Source organism: Sphingobacterium sp. WOUb80 (genome assembly GCF_050058145.1).
In the GTDB taxonomy this organism is placed as follows: Bacteria; Bacteroidota; Bacteroidia; order Sphingobacteriales; family Sphingobacteriaceae; genus Sphingobacterium.
Genome location: NZ_CP165617.1, coordinates 4,719,891 through 4,737,509, shown reverse-complemented (window position 1 = coordinate 4,737,509; position 17,619 = coordinate 4,719,891). Strand labels below are relative to the sequence as shown.

The window sequence follows — 17,619 nt, the reverse complement described above, 5'->3', positions numbered from 1 at the left end:
ATAAAAATATTCTTATCTTAGTAAGAGCTTGGTATATGCTTTGATAGTGTAACCGTATAATTTGAATAGTATTTAATTCTTTGAACAATGAAAATTAAAAGATTTTTGGTCGCCCTATGTGGTTTGTTTGCATTAGTATCATTAAACTCATGTGGCTACAATACAATGGTCTCACAGGATGAGAACGTTAAAGGAAAATGGGCACAAGTTGAAAATGCTTATCAACGTCGTGCAGATCTAGTTCCAAATTTGGTCAATACTGTAAAAGGAGCGGCAAAACATGAAGAAAGCACGTTAACGGCAGTCGTAGAGGCGAGAGCAAAAGCAACGTCGGTAACGATCAATGCGGATGATTTGTCTGAAGAGAATATTGCTAAATTTCAGAAAGTTCAGGATGAATTCAGCGGTTCATTGAGCCGGCTTTTGGCATCGGTAGAGGCTTATCCGGATTTGAAAGCAAATCAGAATTTTTTGGAGTTACAAGCTCAATTGGAGGGTACTGAAAACCGTATTTCAACGGAGCGTAGATCTTATAATGAAGCCGTGCAACAATATAATACTACCGTGCGGAGTTTTCCAAATAATTTAATGGCTGGGATGTTTGGATTTAAGGCGAAAGGTACTTTTACAGCAGCGCCTGGTTCGGACAAAGCACCTACGGTATCATTCTAATAGCAGTTTGTTAGCAATGAATGGGATGATGGATGATGCGGCTTGCGTATAAGCTCATCATCCATTTTTTTATCGGGTTTTAATTCATTAGGTATTTTGGATGCCGAGTAAATTTTGCTGATCCGATCTTTGAGTGTAAACGTATATCAACTATGGCTTTAAATTCTGAAGAACAAGAGAAAATAGTTCATGCCATTAATGTGGCTGAAAATGAGACGTCTGGTGAAATTCGTGTGGTCATAGAAAACCACTGTCCCGACGAGGTACACGATCGTGCAACCTATTATTTCGCTAAGTTAGGAATGCACAAGACAGCATTAAAAAATGGCGTTCTTATCTATATCGCGCTGGAAGATCATAAATTCTCCATTATTGGCGATAAAGGTATTCATCAGCGTGTAGAAAGTGATTTTTGGAATAGTACCAAAGATCTTATGGTGGCCGAATTTAGGATAGACCATATTGTTGAGGGCTTGGTCAAAGGGATCGAACATGCCGGCAAACAGCTGGCCAAATTCTTTCCACGGGAACATGATGATATTAATGAGCTTCCCAATGATATTGTTTTTGGAGACCGTTAATGCGAAAGCCTAACTAGAAACAGCTTGGATTGCTTTTGACTGTTTCACAGATTAATTGATAAAATACTGATGAAAACACGAGCTCGGGTAATCATCGGTCGCCGGAAACAGCGTTTAGACTGCTAAAGGCGCGTAAAAAATGAATAAAAGAAAATAATAGGATGAAATTTATATTGAAATTATTTTCTCGGATTCGAATCCCTGCTATGGCTATGTTGCTTTGTATACTGTCCGTAGCCACAGTATTAGGACAAGATTTCCCAGAAACGTCAAATAAGCTTGTCAATGACTATACAAATACCTTGACAGCAAGCCAAAAGCAATTGTTGGAACAGAAGCTAGTTGCATTTGAGGATTCTGCGTCGACGCAAATTGCCGTGGTCATGATGAATTCTACCGGGGGCTATGATATTTCCGACTATGCGGTCCGTTTAGCGAAGAAGTGGGGTATTGGTAATAAAAAATATAATAACGGTATTTTATTGTTAGTAGCCCTGGGAGATCGTGCAGTGACTATTCAAACAGGGTATGGTATTGAAGGCGCTGTCCCGGACGCCATAGCCTATCGCATTATTGAGAATGATATTAAACCGGCCTTCCGTCAGGGAGATTATTATAAAGGCGTAGACGATGCTACTAGTTCTTTAATTTCTTATACAAAGGGTGAATACAAAGCCGATCCAAAACAACCGAATGGAAAAGGATCAGGCTCTGTCATGTTTGTCATTATTATAGTGATTGTCTTGATTGTTATTTTCTCGAATCGTGGCGGTGGAGGTAAAGGTGGTGGCCGCGTGATGAATGGACGTGGGGCTTCAGATATTTTCTGGTGGACATTGCTGAATGGTCTTGGCGGCGGTGGCGGCCGAGGTAGCGGCGGCGGTTTCGGTGGTGGTTCAGGCGGTGGATTTGGTGGCTTCGGCGGTGGTGATTTTGGTGGTGGCGGTGCTTCCGGACGTTGGTAACATCTTTGCTAAATAATGTTAAATAGGACGACAGTGAAACGGAAATGTTTTACATTTATGGGAAGTATATAATTATGAAAAAGGGAATATTAATGGGTTTAAGCTTTTTACCAGCCTTGTTAATGGCACAAGAAAGCTACACGGTTACAGGAAAGGTAAACACAACGTCCGACAAAGCGAAAGTGTTTATGCAATATGCTGCGAATGGTACTCGTCAGACTGATTCGGCAACGGTCGTAAAAGGTGAATTTAAATTCAACGGACAGGTGGCTTCGCCAACGAAGGGTATGATGATCTATTCACCGGAGGGCTTATCTTTTGCAGAACTTAGAAATAGTCAAACACAACCTGAAACTGCGCAGTTATATCTTTCTAAAGGTGTTATCAAAGTTGACGCAACCAAAGGGTTCAAAAATGCAACTATATCGGGCACGGCACTAAATGATGATTTGACACAGTATAAGGCATTTGTAAAACCATATTCGGATGCATTCGAAGCTTTGAACCAGCAATATTATGCTGCTTCGGAGACTCAAAAACAGGATCCTAAATTCATTGAAGGTTTACAAAAACAGGCTGGTGAGATTTCCGAAAAAATGGAAAAAGCAGATGCTGAATTTATTAACAAAAACCCAAAGAGCTGGTATACCTTGGATTTATTATCTGAAAATGTCAGTGGTGAGAATGTAAATGACTATGTGACTTCTTTTGAAAAGTTGTCTCCTGAGCTAAAAAATTCTGAAAAAGGGAAAGAGCTGGCGGAGCGTATTCAGAAACTCAAAGCGGTTGCTGTTGGTTCTGTAGCGCCGGACTTTACGTTGCCAGATACAACGGGAAAAAATATTTCCTTATCTTCTTTAAGAGGTAAATATGTCCTGTTGGATTTTTGGGCAAGTTGGTGTGGTCCTTGTCGCCATGAGAACCCAAATGTCGTTGCGGCTTTCAATAAATTCAAAGATAAAGGATTTACCGTGTTTGGTGTTTCTTTGGATAATCCAGGTAAAAAGGATGCCTGGATGAAAGCTATCCATGATGATAATTTGCAGCAGTGGCCTCACGTATCGGATTTACAGGGCTGGAAATCCGCTCCAGTAAAGCTATACGAGGTACGTGGTATTCCTCAAAACTTCCTCATTGATCCTTCCGGTAAAATTGTAGCGTCGAATTTAAGAGGTGAGGCTTTGGAAGCTAAATTAGCTGAATTGTTAAAATAAACTGATATCTAGTTGCCATTAGGCATTTGAATAACCCCGAATTGTTATACTCATGTGAACTGAGTCTGCAATTAGGGGTTTCTTTTTAATCATGTTTGTCCTGATCCAATTGCCCTTTTATCGTTACGGCCCTAGCTGTTGTGTTAAAATAGGGGGAATTTGCTAACTTCGTCTGCTGCTATAGCGAATGATTGCATGAAACCGCTATATCCTCGTAATAGTTGGTTTAGGGGATGATGAATCTTAGGTGTTTAAACAGGGTGATCAATAGGGTTTCTAGCGCTATTGTGGTTATAAAAATTATAAAGATGAAGAAAATAGTAATTTTGGGTATATTCTTGGGGACGGTGATTGCTTCCTGCAGTGGGGATCAAGATAAGGGAATTCCCGTTGTCAACCTAGAGGCATTGCATGCCATACCTTTGGATCACCCTATTGATCAATTGGCTAAAGACACGACATTTATCGATGTTACGTTGCCGCCTAATGCTAGAATCGATCAGTTGTCGCAACAGGAGCTGGGTCAACTAAAAGCTGCGGCATATCGTTTTTACCAGCATGTTAGATTGGAAAATAATCAATATCGTGTTGATCTTAAGGATCCTAAAGTGCTGCATATATCTGAACCAGTAATCAAAGCCTATGAGCAGGCTATCAGTAGCACGAATCATTTTGCTGATTCAATGGCAAAAACGGGACAGGCAATTCAATTGCCACCTGTATCTGAAGAATACCTCAATAATTTACTCAAATAACAACTGTGCAGGATATGGCGCTATAGGGGCTTTATGCAGCATGATAGTTCAAGTGGCAGGTCTTAGCCAAAGAATTTGGACAATTCTAGCAGCGCAAGGCATAAAAAAAGAGTATACATCACAATGTATACTCTTTTTTTATTGTTAGTTAAGAATAACTTATATCACTTACAAAGAAAGGATTTCAATGATACGAAGCAGATCCTCATTCATTTTTACGTTATGCTTGATAGCGCTCTTAAAAGGAGTGAATCTTACTTCGCTGCAGATCAGTCCGGCCATTTCACCTCTGCGACCTTGCAATAAAGCTTCTACGGATGCAACTCCAAGTCTGCTGGCCAATACGCGGTCCATACAAGTAGGGCTTCCGCCGCGCTGAATATGTCCTAAAATAGATAATCTAACATCGTAGTGCGGGAAATTTTCCTTGATTTTTTCCGAAACCACCATGCCACCTTCTTTGTCACCTTCAGCAACAATAATAATGCGGGATGATTTATTTTTACGGCTTTTGTCAAGTCTTTTCATAATCGCATCATAGTCTACCTCGAACTCAGGAACCAGAACTGCTTCAGCACCGGTGCTGATACCAGAACGAACGGCAATAAGACCCGAGTCACGGCCCATCACTTCGATCACAAAAAGTCTATCGTGAGACTCGGCGGTGTCGCGAATTTTGTCTACGGCTTGGATAACAGTATTAATGGCCGTATCATAGCCAATCGTGAAGTCTGTGCCGGCCAAATCGTTGTCGATTGTGCCGGGAAGACCGATGATAGGAAAATCGAATTCTTCGATAAATTTGGATGCACCGGTAAATGTACCATCGCCACCGATGACAACCATGGCATCAATACCGTGGCTGCGTAAATTTTCATAAGCCTGCTTACGTCCTTCAATAGTTTTGAAAGCCTCGCTACGGGCTGTTTTTAGGATAGTACCACCACGTTGTATGATATTGGCTACAGATTTAGCATCCATAGGGATAATCTCACCATTAACTAGACCATCATAACCTCTGCGTACGCCAAATACTTCAAGATTATTGTAGATTCCCGCTCTAACAACAGCGCGGATACCAGCATTCATTCCTGGAGCATCTCCTCCAGATGTCAAAACAGCAATTTTTTTAATGTTACTCATACGTACTCAAACTTAGCTATTTTTAAGCTTATATCCAATTATATTTCCGTTGTTAGAAGTCGCCAATAACGCTATTAAGAACAAGCAATAGCTTTTTTAACTGCAATTTATCTAAGCGTGAGCTAAAGATAATGCAAATTTAATAATTGCTTGTTCTCCGCTTTCATTCTCGACGGAGTACCTTCCGCTGTATACGGTCTATTTTTTTGCTTTAAAGGCATCAATTCCACTTTGTAAAAATGCGGTATACTCTCCAATATTATAATTTGCACCGGTTTTTGGAACTAATACTTTTCCTGATGCGTCCACGATGACATAGAGTGGTTGCGAATTGCTGTCGAAAGCTGAGGCTTGGAAATCACTGTTTTTATTACCTATAGTTTTGATTTTTTTGCCACTATATGTTGAAACGAATTGTTCGTTTGCCGGTAATTCTGTTTTATCATCGACAAACAATTCGGCCATAATAAATTCTTCCTTCAATAGCTTGGCAACAGCGGGATCAGTCCAGACATTTGCCTCCATTTTTCGGCAATTGACACAATTCCAGCCCGTAAAATCTATCAATACAGGTTTATTCTGTTCTTTTGAAGCCGCAAGCGCCTCATCATAATCGTAATAAGGATCAAATCCTTTTGGTGTACCGCGTTCGTGAAAAATCTCCGCGTATTTTTTGACTTTACCATCGGTATGTGCAGGAGCGGCTGCTATTCCTGCCGACAGGTCAAAGTCCTGTGTTGCCGAAGGTGGCAAGAACGCTGAAATAGATTTTAGGGGAGCTCCCCACAATCCCGGTACCATATAGACAACGAAGGAAAATACAATGATGGCGAGAATAGTTCTCGGTACGGAGAGGAATTTTAATTCGCTGTCATGTGAAAACTTAATCTTTCCAATGAGATATAAGCCCATCATACTAAAGATGGCAATCCATAGCGATAAGAACACTTCCCGATCCAGCCAATTCCAATGATAAGCCAAATCTACATTTGATAAGAATTTCAGCGCCAGTGCAAGCTCTAAGAAGCCAAGTACAACCTTCACCGAATTTAACCACCCGCCAGATTTTGGTAGGGATTTTAACATCGAAGGGAACATCGCAAATAAGCCAAAAGGAATTGCAAGTGCTATAGAAAAACCGAGCATACCGATTGCGGGACCTAAGCGTTCTCCTTTTGAGGCCGCTTCGACCAATAAGGTGCCAATAATGGGGCCAGTACAAGAGAACGAGACTAGTGAAAGGCTGAAGGCCATAAAGAAAAGTCCTACAAGACCGCCTTTGTCGGATTTGGCATCCATTTTATTGACGAAAGAACTCGGTAACGTGATTTCAAAAGCACCAAAGAAGGATGCGGCAAAAACAACCAATAAAAGGAAGAACAAGAAATTAAATATCCCATTTGTCGATAAAGCATTCAAAGCATCCGAACCAAACGAAATGGTAATAATCATCCCTAAAGCGACATAGATCACAATAATGAAGAGACCATATAGGAGTGCCTTGCTGATACCGCTTGCGCGGCTTCCAGCTTGTTTTGTAAAATAACTTACGGTAAGTGGGAGCATTGGAAATATACAAGGCATGAGTAGCGCTGCGAAGCCGCCTACTAGTCCAGCGATAAAGATACTCCAAAGTGATTTTTTCCCTGATTCTTGATTTCCGGAGGAAGCATTTGCCTTAGCTGGAGCTATTTTACTGCTATCCTGACTAACCATTGTGTCAGGTGAAGCTGTAAAGTTTAGATCCTCAGGTACCGCTTCAACTGCAGTCGCCGTATCCGGTGATGATTCAAATTGGAGTCCTTCTGTACTTGTTAAGCTATCTTGTGCGGAGGCAAAAGTTGCTGTGGTTAAAGAAAGACTGAAAAAAGCAATTAAAAGTAGAATGAATGTGTTTTTTAACATGCGTATGAATTTCTGATGTTATGGTCAAAAATAAAAAAAGGCGATGAGAATCGCCTTATTAATTTATCCGTGTAGAATCATTTTTACTATTTGATTGTCACAGCAAAAGCATATTCGTCTGGAGGAAGACATTGCGATGCATCACATGCTTGCCATTCGACAGTACCTTTAACTGTGGCAGTTCCTTTATTTAAAGTCACCTTTTGTTGGAAAATTACCTCGTTTGTAAAATAACCAACATCCATCTTAAATACATCCTCGTGTTTTACTTTTGGTTTTGGCTCTGCAGTTTTACCTACCAGTGCATAATCGGCAGCTTTAGCGAATGTGAAAGAAGTTGGAATTGGCCCGCCATCTTTCACATTTTGTGAATAAATGTGCCAACCATTTTGGATTGTAGCTTTTACATAAACTACAGCTTCTTTGTTATTTAACTTTTTGCTGGCCACCGTCCATTTTACAGGTTTGTGAATCTGAGCGAATGCTCCCGTAACTGCGAAAATTACTGCAGTCATTAACAATATTAACTTTTTCATCCGAATTTAATTTATTCTTTCCTTTTTCCGCTACAATGATTGCAGTGTGTTATTGTTCTTTGATTCTTCGCGTAAATAAAGGTTTAATCACGCTGTTGACAAATTTAGAACAAAGGTTTGACAATTCTAAAATGGGCTATCCTTTTTTTGTAAAGATTAGGTAATAAGATGTGTAATTTCTTTGATATCAAATTCGAGAAGGGCGTCTTCAAGAAGAACGCATAGTTTCCCCTCACTAGATACCTGTTGAATGATTCCGATTTTCCGGATACCATCGATGAGAAATGGTTTTTCTTCCCCTTTCCAAAACAAAAGTTCGTTGTAGCGGTTTAACTGATGTTGAGCGCCCTCTTTATAAAGGGTCAGGTACTCCTGTTGGATGAATTGGAACAATTCCTGTGCGAGCTCCTTGATGTTGTAATCTTGTCGATCGGTCAGACAGGCAAGGGAGGTTATTGTTGTTGCTGTGTCAAAATTAATTTGATTAATATTTACACCAATGCCGATAATAGCATGGTCTATTTTACTGCCTTTTAATTTATTTTCTATTAAAATGCCTGTGATTTTCTTTGAATTGACGTAAATATCATTGGGCCATTTCACAGTTACAGGTTGTTCGGTTTTGCTTTTCAGCCAATTGACGGTTGCAATGGCGATTGTGGCGGAAAGCGCAAATTGTTGTGCAATCGGCAGAAAATGAGGTTTTAAGAGAATGGAAGTCGTCAGGTTTTTTCCGGGTTCGCTGATCCAGGTACTCCCTCGTTGCCCCTTGCCTTGGAATTGTTCTTCTGCTAAAATGGCAGTCCCTTCTGCTAGTGGCTTGAAATTTGACAATAATTCTCTAAGATAATCGTTTGTAGAGGCGACTTTGTCAAGATATATTGTATTTTGACCGATGATAAGTCCCGAAATATTGTTATTTTGCAAACTGAAAGTATTAAATAAATATTAAGTCAAAACTATCACATTTTTTAATGAGTAAAAATAAAAGTTCAGAATTGTCCCAACGTCTATCAGAAATTATCGTTTACGGTATGCAAGAAAAGAAAGCAAACGAGATCGTTCGCTTGGATTTAAGAGATCTTCACAGTTCTGTTTCTGATTATTTTGTGATTTGTCATGCCGATTCTAACATTCAGGTCAATGCGATAGCAAAGAGTGTCGAAGAAGAAGTCTATAAGGCATTTGGTCAAGAACCCCAATTTAAAGAAGGACAATCAAATGGAGAATGGTTGATTTTGGATTTTGTGGATGTGGTTGTACATATCTTTAAGACCGAAAAAAGAGCGCACTACGGTATCGAGGATTTATGGGGAGATGCAGATATACAGCATTTCCAAAGCGCTTAATTGCCCTCAATTAAAAATTTATAAAGAAAATATAATTACGATATAATGAAAAAAATCCCGAGTAGTAAGGTAAGCCCAAAACCGCCAAAATTTAATTTTGTGTGGCTTATGATTGCCATGTTTTTAGGTTTTTTTGCCTTACAATACGTTTTTGGAGAAAGCCCAGCTAAGGAAGTTAGCTATAGTGATTTTGAAACACGCATGTTGAATACAGGCTCTGTAGAGCGCCTTGTCGCTTACAAGAAGAATGACCTTGTAGAGGTGGAGGTTTATCTAAAAAAGGGCTGGAAAGATAACCCAAGTTTTAAAGATGCTACAAAAACCGCTGATCCGCTTCCAAGTCTATCAGGACAAGAGGATAAGGGGCCGCAATATATTTTTAAGGATGCTTCTCCTGACGTTTTAGAAAAGAAATTAGCAGCGTCGCAAGCGGAGTTGACTCCCGGAACACCAAAGGTTCAATTGACCTATGATGACCGCTCTAACCCATGGGCTAGTTGGTTTGTTACGTTTATGTTGCCATTGTTGGTATTGGCAGCGATCTGGATTTTCTTGATGCGTCGTATGGGCGGTGGTGCCGGCGGCGGCGGCGGTGCAATCTTTAATATAGGTAAATCTAAGGCTCAGTTATTTGATAAAGAATCGCAGATCAATATCACATTTAATGATGTTGCAGGTCTTGAAGAGGCAAAACAAGAAGTTATGGAGATTGTGGATTTCTTGAAAAATCCACGTAAGTATACAAATCTGGGTGGTAAAATTCCGAAGGGCGCTTTGCTTGTAGGGCCTCCAGGAACAGGTAAGACTTTATTGGCTAAAGCTGTAGCCGGTGAAGCTCAAGTGCCGTTTTTCTCATTATCCGGATCTGACTTTGTAGAAATGTTTGTCGGGGTGGGAGCGTCGCGTGTTCGTGATTTGTTTAAACAAGCTAAAGAGAAAGCTCCTTGTATCATTTTTATCGATGAGATCGACGCTATTGGTCGTGCTCGTGGTAAGAACTCGATGATGGGAGGAAATGATGAACGCGAAAATACATTAAACCAGCTATTGGTTGAAATGGATGGATTTGGTACTGATTCCGGGGTTATTATTTTAGCTGCGACAAACCGTATCGATGTATTGGATACAGCGCTATTGCGTCCTGGACGTTTCGACCGTCAAATTTCTATTGATAAGCCAGATTTAATTGGTCGTGAGCAAATTTTTAAAGTGCATCTAAAACCATTGAAGTTATCTGCTGAAGTCGATGCAAAAAAATTATCTGCACAGACTCCTGGTTTTGCCGGTGCGGAAATTGCGAATGTATGTAATGAGGCGGCTCTTATAGCGGCTCGTAAAAATAAACCTGAGATTGATATGCAAGATTTTCAGGATGCGGTTGACCGTGTGATCGGAGGTCTTGAGAAAAAGAATAAAATCATCTCTCCAGAAGAAAAGCGTATTGTTGCTTATCATGAGGCTGGGCACGCTATTGCCGGCTGGTTTTTAGAGCATGCTGATCCGTTGGTGAAAGTTTCCATTGTGCCACGGGGCGTTGCTGCTTTGGGATATGCACAATATCTTCCTCGCGAGCAGTTCTTATATACTACTGAGCAGCTTATAGACAGCTTATGTATGACGATGGGTGGCCGTGTAGCTGAAGATATTACTTTCGGAAGAATATCAACAGGTGCTCAAAATGACTTAGAGCGTATCACACAGCTTTCTTACGCGATGATTGCCATCTACGGTATGAACGATAAGGTTGGAAACGTTTCTTTCAGAGATAGTTCTGAAGCATCTTTCCAAAAGCCATATTCTGACAAAACGGCAGAGTTAATTGATGCTGAAGTTCGTAACTTGATCAACGATGTCTATGCACGCACCAAACAGTTATTGTTGGATAAACGCGAAGGACTGATCAAAATAGCTGAAAAGCTGTTGGAGAAAGAAATTCTTTTTCAGTCTGATCTAGAAGAGATATTGGGTAAAAGGCCATTTGAAACGAAGACTACTTACGAGGAGTTTGTGAATGGTGCCGATGGTGGAGGTGTACCTCAGACTGATCTGCCGCTGGATGTCCATCCTGACGAAGCGAGATCCAGTGAAGGTCATAGTTCGGAAAATCCGTCAAATAATTTGAATTAATTTGAATGTTGCAGCGCTAGAGCCTTCTAGCGCTGCATTTATATACTATTGCGCCATGAACGTGAAGAACGCAACTGCGAAGGAGGTAATGTTAAAACGGGTACGTCAGGCATTACTGCAAAAGAATGATAATCCACATCCCAATTTCAAAGAAACACCCCTTTATAAAGAAGAGGATGAATTGGTGGATATTGTTTTTGTTCGCGAATTGACTGCTGCGGGTGGTAAGTTTCTTTATTGCGATGGTGAGATCGGTCTGATTGAAAATTTGATTTCACTGACTGAGGCAAATGATATTAAAAATATATACGCTTGGGAACAAGGTGTGCAAAATCTGCTCAGTCCATATGGTTTTCCTTTTTTAAAAACGGAGAAAGATTTTGAATTGGCAAATGCTAGCATTACATCATGCGAGGCATTAATTGCACGCAACGGCAGCGTGATGGTGAGTAATGCAAATGCTTCCGGACGTAGGTTGAGTATATATCCTCCAATCCATATTGTCATTGCTAAAGCTTCTCAATTGGTTTGGGATCTCAAAGATGCTTTAGCTTACATGCAAAAGCGTTATGGTCAAGAAATCCCGACAATGATCTCTACGATTACTGGTCCCTCTCGGACAGCAGATATTGAGAAAAGATTAGTCTTGGGCGCACATGGGCCAAAGGAACTTTACGTTTTACTTTTAGAAGATAGATTCTAGGAATACTTATGTTATTATTTTATTTACAACACATGCCTGTGGCGAGTATTATTTTCGTTCTTACCCTCGCTACCAGTATCTATACGTTTTCACATGAGCAACTTTTCGGCAAGCTAATGCTGCACCCTTATAGCATTGCCCGTAAACGGAATGTATATACCATACTGACCAGTGGTTTTGTTCACAAGGATTGGGGGCATCTGTTGTTTAATATGCTGACCTTCTATTATTTTGCATTTGGTTTGGAGCGTATACTCGCTGAGGCAAGTCCCTATGGACATCTCTTATTTGCCGTCATCTATATAGGTAGTTTAATATTGAGTGATATACCAACAATTATTCAGCAGAAGAATAATCAGGGCTATTACAGTTTAGGCGCCTCCGGTGCTATTTGTGCTGTTTTGTTTAGCTATATCCTTTTTGATCCGAAAGTGACTATTGGAGTGATGATGATTATACCTATGCCAGCTTACCTGTTTGCATTTTTATTCTTAGGCTATTGCATCTGGGCATCCAAAAAAGGACAAGATGGTATAAACCATGATGCCCATTTCTTTGGCGCTTTATCGGGACTAATTTTGACGATTATCTGTTTTCCTTGGGTTATTAAACACTGTTTGGCGCAGTTCTAAAATTTTCCGCCCCAAGTTTCCCTATCTAAATTCCTGTATTGGATTGCTTCTGCGATATGGTGATTTGCGATGGTTGCACTCTGTTCCATATCGGCGATTGTGCGTGCTACTTTTAATATTCTGTCGTACGCTCTTGCGGAAAGGCTCAGGCGTTCGATAGCCGTTTTAAGCAACTTTCTTCCAGAGGCATCAATTTGACATATTTCTCTTGTTAATTGTGTGCTCATTTGCGCGTTGCAATGAATGTCGGGAAAGGAATTAAAACGTTCTTTCTGAATTTCACGTGTTTGAATGACCCGTCTTCGTACAGTGCTGCTATCTTCGGCCATACGCTTGGTGCTCAGCTCGTCAAATGGTACTGGAGTGACTTCGACGTGCAGGTCGATACGGTCTAAAAGTGGTCCTGATATTCTGCTTAAATAGCGTTGCACAGTATTGCTTCCACAGATACATTCTTTTTCGGGATGGTTGAAATAACCACAAGGACATGGGTTCATGGCGGCTACAAGCATAAAACTTGCTGGATAATCTACTGTAAGTTTTGCTCTCGAGATAGTAATCTGGCGTGATTCAAGCGGCTGTCGCATGACCTCAAGAACACTCCTCTTAAATTCCGGCAATTCATCAAGAAATAATACACCATGATGGGATAAAGAAATCTCACCTGGTAAAGGATTGGAACCCCCACCTACCATAGCTACATCCGATAGTGTATGGTGCGGAGCACGAAATGGGCGTGTAGTCAGCAAGGAATCTTTAGCTTTCAGGTTGCCAGATACCGAGTGTATTTTGGTGGTTTCCAATGATTCGGTCATGTTGAGCGGGGGCAGTATGGTGGGTAACCTTTTTGCTAACATAGTTTTCCCTGCTCCTGGAGGGCCTATCAAGATCAGGTTATGACCGCCTGCCGCCGCAATTTCCAGTGCTCTTTTAATGTTTTCCTGTCCTTGGACATCGGAGAAATCGACATCATAGCTAGTGGCATCGGCCTGAAAATAGGATTGGATATCAACTTTTGTTGGCTGAATAGCAGTTGTGTCATTTAGGAATGTAATCACTTGGGTCAGATTTTCTACGCCGATCACATCGATATCCGTTACAATAGCGGCCTCTTTTGCATTTTCTTGGGGCAGTATGAGCCCTTTAAAGCCCTCCTTGCGGGCTTGTAAGGTGATCGGTAAAACCCCGCGTATCGGCTTAATGCTTCCATCTAACGATAATTCCCCCAAAATAAGGTAATCTTCCAGGTGTTTGCTTGTTACTTGTCCGGAGGAGGCTAATATGCCTATTGCAATTGATAAGTCATAACTTGAGCCCTCCTTTCGCATGTCTGCAGGTGCCAAGTTGACAACAATCTTTTGGCGTGGCATGTGAAGCTGACAGGAAGTAATGGCACTTTCGACACGTCTTAGGCTTTCTTTTACGGCATTGTCAGGGAGTCCTACAATATAATAATGCAGACCTGTGGACACGATCACCTCAACGGTAATTGTACATGCATTGATTCCATAAACAGCGCTGCAATAGGTTTTATTAAGCATAATTCTTATAATAGGTTGATTTAAAGATACTAAAAAACCCGATGGGTTAATAATCGTTTGGTGAATTATTGAGAGTCAATCGAAGTTTGTCAAAAAATGATTATATTGTAAGATGTAGTTTCTCGTAAATAATAGATTAAAAGCAGTATTTGGCAAACGATTTGCTTTGTTAATTGTATTATTAACGAGGGCTAGATTCATCGTAATAGAATTAGAAATTAAAACGAAAAAGAAATGAATGACACAAGTAAAGTAGCTTTGGCGTTGTTAGCGGGTCTTGCTGCAGGTGCAGCTCTAGGAGTTTTATTTGCTCCAGACAAGGGGTCGGATACGAGAGATAAAATCAATGATTCGTTAAGCGATTTGAGTGATGCTATTCGTGAGAGAGCGGAAGAACAGTTCGATCAATTGAATGATTTTAAAGAGAAGATTGTTTCTACATTGAAAGGAAAATTAAATCAGACCGAAGAAGTGCTAGATGATGATATCATCGAACATGCATAATTCGCAGATTATTCAGATGAGTAATTGGTGTAGAATACATATCATCAGGCTATTTCTAGGTATAGCTGTTTTACGATAATTGATCTCTCCTCATAATGTTGAGTGTGGAGAGATGTGGGCATTAAGCTGCAATATAGTTCGTTTTTAAGCTAAACGTTGAAATAGCCTGAATAATTTTAAGATGCATGGAAGAAGAAAAATTTTCACTTAGCGGTACTTTTCAAAAAACCAAAGAGTACATTGACTCCCAATTTAAACTTGTCAAATTAAAGACAATCGAACGATCGTCTCGATTGATAGCAAGTCTTGTCGTTGATGCGACAAAGTTGATATTCACTTTATTTGTCCTGTTTTTTTTATGTTTGGCTCTGGGCTTTTGGCTCGGTGAGTTATTAGGAAGCTACTCATTGGGCTTTTTGGCAACAGCAGGTATTTTTTTAGTGATTATTATCTTAATACGGGTATTTGAACCTATGCTGGAATCCAAATTTATGGATCTTTCTATTCGTCGTTTTTTGGCTAAATGGAACGATGAGATCGAGGAGGAAGAAGAAGAATTGCATAAGGACAAACTTGATAGAGAAAGGGCTACAAATGAACAATAAACAGACTAAAATACGTAATCTCCAGGAGCTGAAAGCTGAAATATCCCGTTTAAAGGCGCTTAAGAATGAACAGGAAGTATACCTTAAGACCCAATTTACGTTATTAAATAATAAAATTGAGGCTCCAATTCGATTTTTTAATTCATTAAAAGACAATATCCCTGGGGTAAATATTATTCAACAGCTATTCTCCAAAAGTAACAATCCAGATTCTGACTGGCTGACGAAGACTTTACGTATTGGTGTGCCTTTTATTATGAATAGACTGTTTTTAAAAAATACCGGAGTTCTCAAGAAGGCATTAATGTTACTCTTGTCGGAACGCGCTGTCGGTCAAATCAATCAAGATAAAATTAGCGGCCTAATCAGTAAACTGACAAGCTTTATTCGGCCCAAAAAGAAGAAGAATAAAGGTGCACAAACTGAAGCTGCTATTATAAAGGACGAGGTAAATGAATATGGAATTCCTTCCTATAGCGAAACCTATTAGTCTTGTCCTATTAAGTTCAGTCAGCAGCACTTGCTTCTTTTTTCAAAAAATCCTCGTAAGCTAATTGAATACCTTCGCGGAGATTAACTTTATGTTTCCAACCCAATGCATGTAATTTTGTTACATCCATGAGTTTTCGCGGTGTTCCGTCTGGTTTGGAGCTGTCGAATGAGATTGCTCCTTTATAACCAATGACGTCCCTAATCAATTCGGCAAGGTCCTTAATGCTTAAATCTTCGCCAATGCCTATGTTGACAAATTGTTTCTCGTCATAATTATTCATTAAAAAGACGCAGGCATCTGCCAAATCGTCGGAAAAAAGAAATTCCCTTAAGGGAGTCCCTGTTCCCCAGATAACAACCTCAGGAAGCTGATTGACTTTTGCTTCATGAAATCTCCTGATCAATGCTGGTAAGACATGTGAATTCTGTGGATGGTAGTTGTCGTTTATTCCGTACAGATTCGTCGGCATAACGGAAATATAGTTGCAGCCATATTGATCACGAAAAGCTTCTGCCATTTTTATCCCTGCAATTTTGGCAATCGCATAAGGTTCGTTTGTTGGCTCAAGTGTGCCGGTAAGTAGCAAATCTTCGTTCAAAGGTTGTGGTGCCATTTTTGGATAGATACAGCTTGAACCTAAAAACATTAATTTTTTAACCTTATTATCGTAAGAAGATTTGATGACGTTATTCTGTATAGCCATATTCTCATAGATAAAATCAGCGCGATAGGTATTGTTCGCCATGATCCCTCCAACTTTGGCTGCGGCTAAGAAAACATAGTCCGGTTTTTCCTGATCGAAAAAATCAGCGACCGCTTGCTGGTTACGCAAATCTAATTCGGAGGATGTGCGTGTGACAATATTGTCGTACCCAAGCTCCGATAATTTGCGATAAATTGCCGATCCAACCATTCCGCGATGGCCAGCTATATAGATTTTAGCGTCTTTCTCCACGATAAGTTATTGATTCCTGCAAACTTAGATAAATTGCTTTTTATATGCAATATAATTCGCCCTTATGGATGCTATTTATTCATTCATATGTGTGCTATTGGACTTCGGATTGTTCCGTAATAGGGGGTATTGGTGCTGTCCTTCAGATTTATTTTTTTTAGCGGGAATATAAGATTATTTTTGCGGGATATTTATTAAAAAATGGGAAAGGACAAACTACGTAAATTTGCTGAAGTTGCTACTTTTGAAAATGTAATCCAACTCGACGCAGGCAAAGAATATAAAGGAAAATGGGCTGAGAAGCAATTTGGTAACAATAATCCAGTTGTTTTGGAGCTTGCTTGTGGTAAAGGTGAGTATACTGTTAATCTAGCGAGGTTGTTTCCGGAGAAAAATTTCATCGGTATCGATTTTAAGGGTAATCGTATTTGGCGTGGAGCCAAAACAGCTTTGGAGGATGGAATTCGGAATGTTGCTTTTCTTCGGATACAAATTGAGACTATCCTTGAACATTTTGCGGAAAATGAAATTGATGAAATCTGGATAACCTTTCCGGATCCACAACCGCAAGATAGTCGTGAGAAGAAACGATTGACTGGGCCGAAATTTTTGGACCGTTATAAAATCATTATGAAGCCTGAGGGAATGATGAATTTGAAAACAGATAATGATGGTTTCTATGCCTACACACTGGAGCAGATTGGGATACAGAATTTAAAGAAATATAAAGAGACAACCGATCTTTATCATTCAAACTTGGTTGATAACGTTTTGTCTATTAAAACATACTACGAACGGAAGTATCTGGCGCATGACAAGAACATTAACTATGTGAAGTGGAGCTTCGAAAAAGCCTAAGTGTCAAAATTTTTGTTTTAGTAATGAGCCCAAACTTTCGTTTGGGCTCATTTGTTTTTTAGCAGGTGAGGATACTAAAGC

Annotated in this window: 19 protein-coding genes; 13 read left to right on the top strand and 6 right to left on the bottom strand. The window is 40.0% G+C overall.

Annotated features, from left to right (window positions below):
- Positions 1 to 93: 93 nt before the first annotated feature.
- The 5 genes from AB1Z56_RS19645 (at position 94) to AB1Z56_RS19625 (ending at position 4,187) form a co-directional block, all read left to right on the top strand.
- The gene (locus tag AB1Z56_RS19645; RefSeq protein WP_046673163.1) at positions 94 to 672 is read left to right on the top strand and encodes a LemA family protein; all 579 of its coding nucleotides are present in this window, start codon (positions 94 to 96) and stop codon (positions 670 to 672) included.
- A gap of 152 nt (positions 673 to 824) precedes the next feature.
- Positions 825 to 1,253, top strand: a complete 429-nt coding sequence (locus tag AB1Z56_RS19640) for a TPM domain-containing protein (protein ID WP_313269353.1) — start codon at positions 825 to 827, stop codon at positions 1,251 to 1,253.
- A gap of 212 nt (positions 1,254 to 1,465) precedes the next feature.
- Positions 1,466 to 2,218: a TPM domain-containing protein gene (locus tag AB1Z56_RS19635; RefSeq protein ID WP_408733553.1), complete on the top strand. Its 753-nt coding sequence runs from the start codon at positions 1,466 to 1,468 to the stop codon at positions 2,216 to 2,218.
- 74 nt (positions 2,219 to 2,292) lie between these two features.
- Positions 2,293 to 3,432: a TlpA disulfide reductase family protein gene (locus AB1Z56_RS19630; protein WP_309365355.1), complete on the top strand. Its 1,140-nt coding sequence runs from the start codon at positions 2,293 to 2,295 to the stop codon at positions 3,430 to 3,432.
- 308 nt (positions 3,433 to 3,740) lie between these two features.
- Positions 3,741 to 4,187, top strand: coding sequence for a hypothetical protein (locus AB1Z56_RS19625; RefSeq protein ID WP_309365357.1), 447 nt, complete (start codon positions 3,741 to 3,743; stop codon positions 4,185 to 4,187).
- Positions 4,188 to 4,355: 168 nt separating this feature from the next.
- On the opposite strand, the gene pfkA is transcribed toward AB1Z56_RS19625, so the two are convergent.
- The 4 genes from pfkA to AB1Z56_RS19605 form a co-directional block, all read right to left on the bottom strand.
- Positions 4,356 to 5,330: a 6-phosphofructokinase gene (pfkA, locus tag AB1Z56_RS19620; RefSeq protein WP_075990255.1), complete on the bottom strand. Its 975-nt coding sequence runs from the start codon at positions 5,328 to 5,330 to the stop codon at positions 4,356 to 4,358.
- Between the two features lie 198 nt (positions 5,331 to 5,528).
- Positions 5,529 to 7,235: a protein-disulfide reductase DsbD family protein gene (locus AB1Z56_RS19615; protein WP_313269360.1), complete on the bottom strand. Its 1,707-nt coding sequence runs from the start codon at positions 7,233 to 7,235 to the stop codon at positions 5,529 to 5,531.
- An 86-nt stretch (positions 7,236 to 7,321) separates the two neighbouring features.
- Positions 7,322 to 7,771, bottom strand: coding sequence for a protein-disulfide reductase DsbD domain-containing protein (locus AB1Z56_RS19610; RefSeq protein ID WP_075990253.1), 450 nt, complete (start codon positions 7,769 to 7,771; stop codon positions 7,322 to 7,324).
- 156 nt (positions 7,772 to 7,927) lie between these two features.
- Positions 7,928 to 8,698: a biotin--[acetyl-CoA-carboxylase] ligase gene (locus tag AB1Z56_RS19605; RefSeq protein ID WP_426789928.1), complete on the bottom strand. Its 771-nt coding sequence runs from the start codon at positions 8,696 to 8,698 to the stop codon at positions 7,928 to 7,930.
- 47 nt (positions 8,699 to 8,745) lie between these two features.
- On the opposite strand from AB1Z56_RS19605, the gene rsfS reads away from it, so the two are divergent.
- The 4 genes from rsfS to AB1Z56_RS19585 are packed head-to-tail and all read left to right on the top strand — an operon-like array spanning position 8,746 to position 12,582.
- Positions 8,746 to 9,120: a ribosome silencing factor gene (gene rsfS, locus AB1Z56_RS19600; RefSeq protein ID WP_309365363.1), complete on the top strand. Its 375-nt coding sequence runs from the start codon at positions 8,746 to 8,748 to the stop codon at positions 9,118 to 9,120.
- 45 nt (positions 9,121 to 9,165) lie between these two features.
- On the top strand, positions 9,166 to 11,247 hold the full coding sequence (gene ftsH / locus AB1Z56_RS19595; RefSeq protein WP_309365365.1) for an ATP-dependent zinc metalloprotease FtsH: 2,082 nt from the start codon (positions 9,166 to 9,168) through the stop codon (positions 11,245 to 11,247).
- 55 nt (positions 11,248 to 11,302) lie between these two features.
- Complete coding sequence (locus tag AB1Z56_RS19590; protein ID WP_309365367.1) at positions 11,303 to 11,950, top strand: LutC/YkgG family protein; 648 nt, start codon at positions 11,303 to 11,305, stop codon at positions 11,948 to 11,950.
- Positions 11,951 to 11,958: 8 nt separating this feature from the next.
- The gene (locus AB1Z56_RS19585) at positions 11,959 to 12,582 is read left to right on the top strand and encodes a rhomboid family intramembrane serine protease (RefSeq protein WP_426789927.1); all 624 of its coding nucleotides are present in this window, start codon (positions 11,959 to 11,961) and stop codon (positions 12,580 to 12,582) included.
- Here AB1Z56_RS19585 and AB1Z56_RS19580 read toward each other — a convergent pair.
- A complete protein-coding gene (locus AB1Z56_RS19580) occupies positions 12,579 to 14,123 on the bottom strand; it encodes a YifB family Mg chelatase-like AAA ATPase (RefSeq protein ID WP_426789926.1) in 1,545 nt (514 codons plus the stop codon). The genes AB1Z56_RS19585 and AB1Z56_RS19580 overlap by 4 nt on opposite strands.
- A 234-nt stretch (positions 14,124 to 14,357) precedes the next feature.
- On the opposite strand from AB1Z56_RS19580, the gene AB1Z56_RS19575 reads away from it, so the two are divergent.
- The 3 genes from AB1Z56_RS19575 to AB1Z56_RS19565 all read left to right on the top strand — a co-directional run bounded on the left by AB1Z56_RS19575 (position 14,358) and on the right by AB1Z56_RS19565 (position 15,722).
- A complete protein-coding gene (locus AB1Z56_RS19575) occupies positions 14,358 to 14,627 on the top strand; it encodes a YtxH domain-containing protein (protein WP_075990249.1) in 270 nt (89 codons plus the stop codon).
- A gap of 185 nt (positions 14,628 to 14,812) precedes the next feature.
- A complete protein-coding gene (locus AB1Z56_RS19570; RefSeq protein ID WP_293900582.1) occupies positions 14,813 to 15,232 on the top strand; it encodes a hypothetical protein in 420 nt (139 codons plus the stop codon).
- Positions 15,222 to 15,722, top strand: coding sequence for a hypothetical protein (locus AB1Z56_RS19565; protein WP_293900585.1), 501 nt, complete (start codon positions 15,222 to 15,224; stop codon positions 15,720 to 15,722). Before AB1Z56_RS19570 ends, AB1Z56_RS19565 begins: the two co-directional genes overlap by 11 nt.
- A gap of 16 nt (positions 15,723 to 15,738) precedes the next feature.
- Here AB1Z56_RS19565 and fcl read toward each other — a convergent pair whose 3' ends face one another.
- On the bottom strand, positions 15,739 to 16,680 hold the full coding sequence (gene fcl, locus AB1Z56_RS19560) for a GDP-L-fucose synthase (protein WP_426789925.1): 942 nt from the start codon (positions 16,678 to 16,680) through the stop codon (positions 15,739 to 15,741).
- Positions 16,681 to 16,881: 201 nt separating this feature from the next.
- Between fcl and trmB the strand changes: the two genes are divergently transcribed.
- Positions 16,882 to 17,538 (top strand): tRNA (guanosine(46)-N7)-methyltransferase TrmB, encoded by a 657-nt coding sequence (trmB, locus tag AB1Z56_RS19555; protein ID WP_309365378.1) that lies wholly within the window; start codon positions 16,882 to 16,884, stop codon positions 17,536 to 17,538.
- The last annotated feature ends 81 nt before the right edge of the window (positions 17,539 to 17,619 follow it).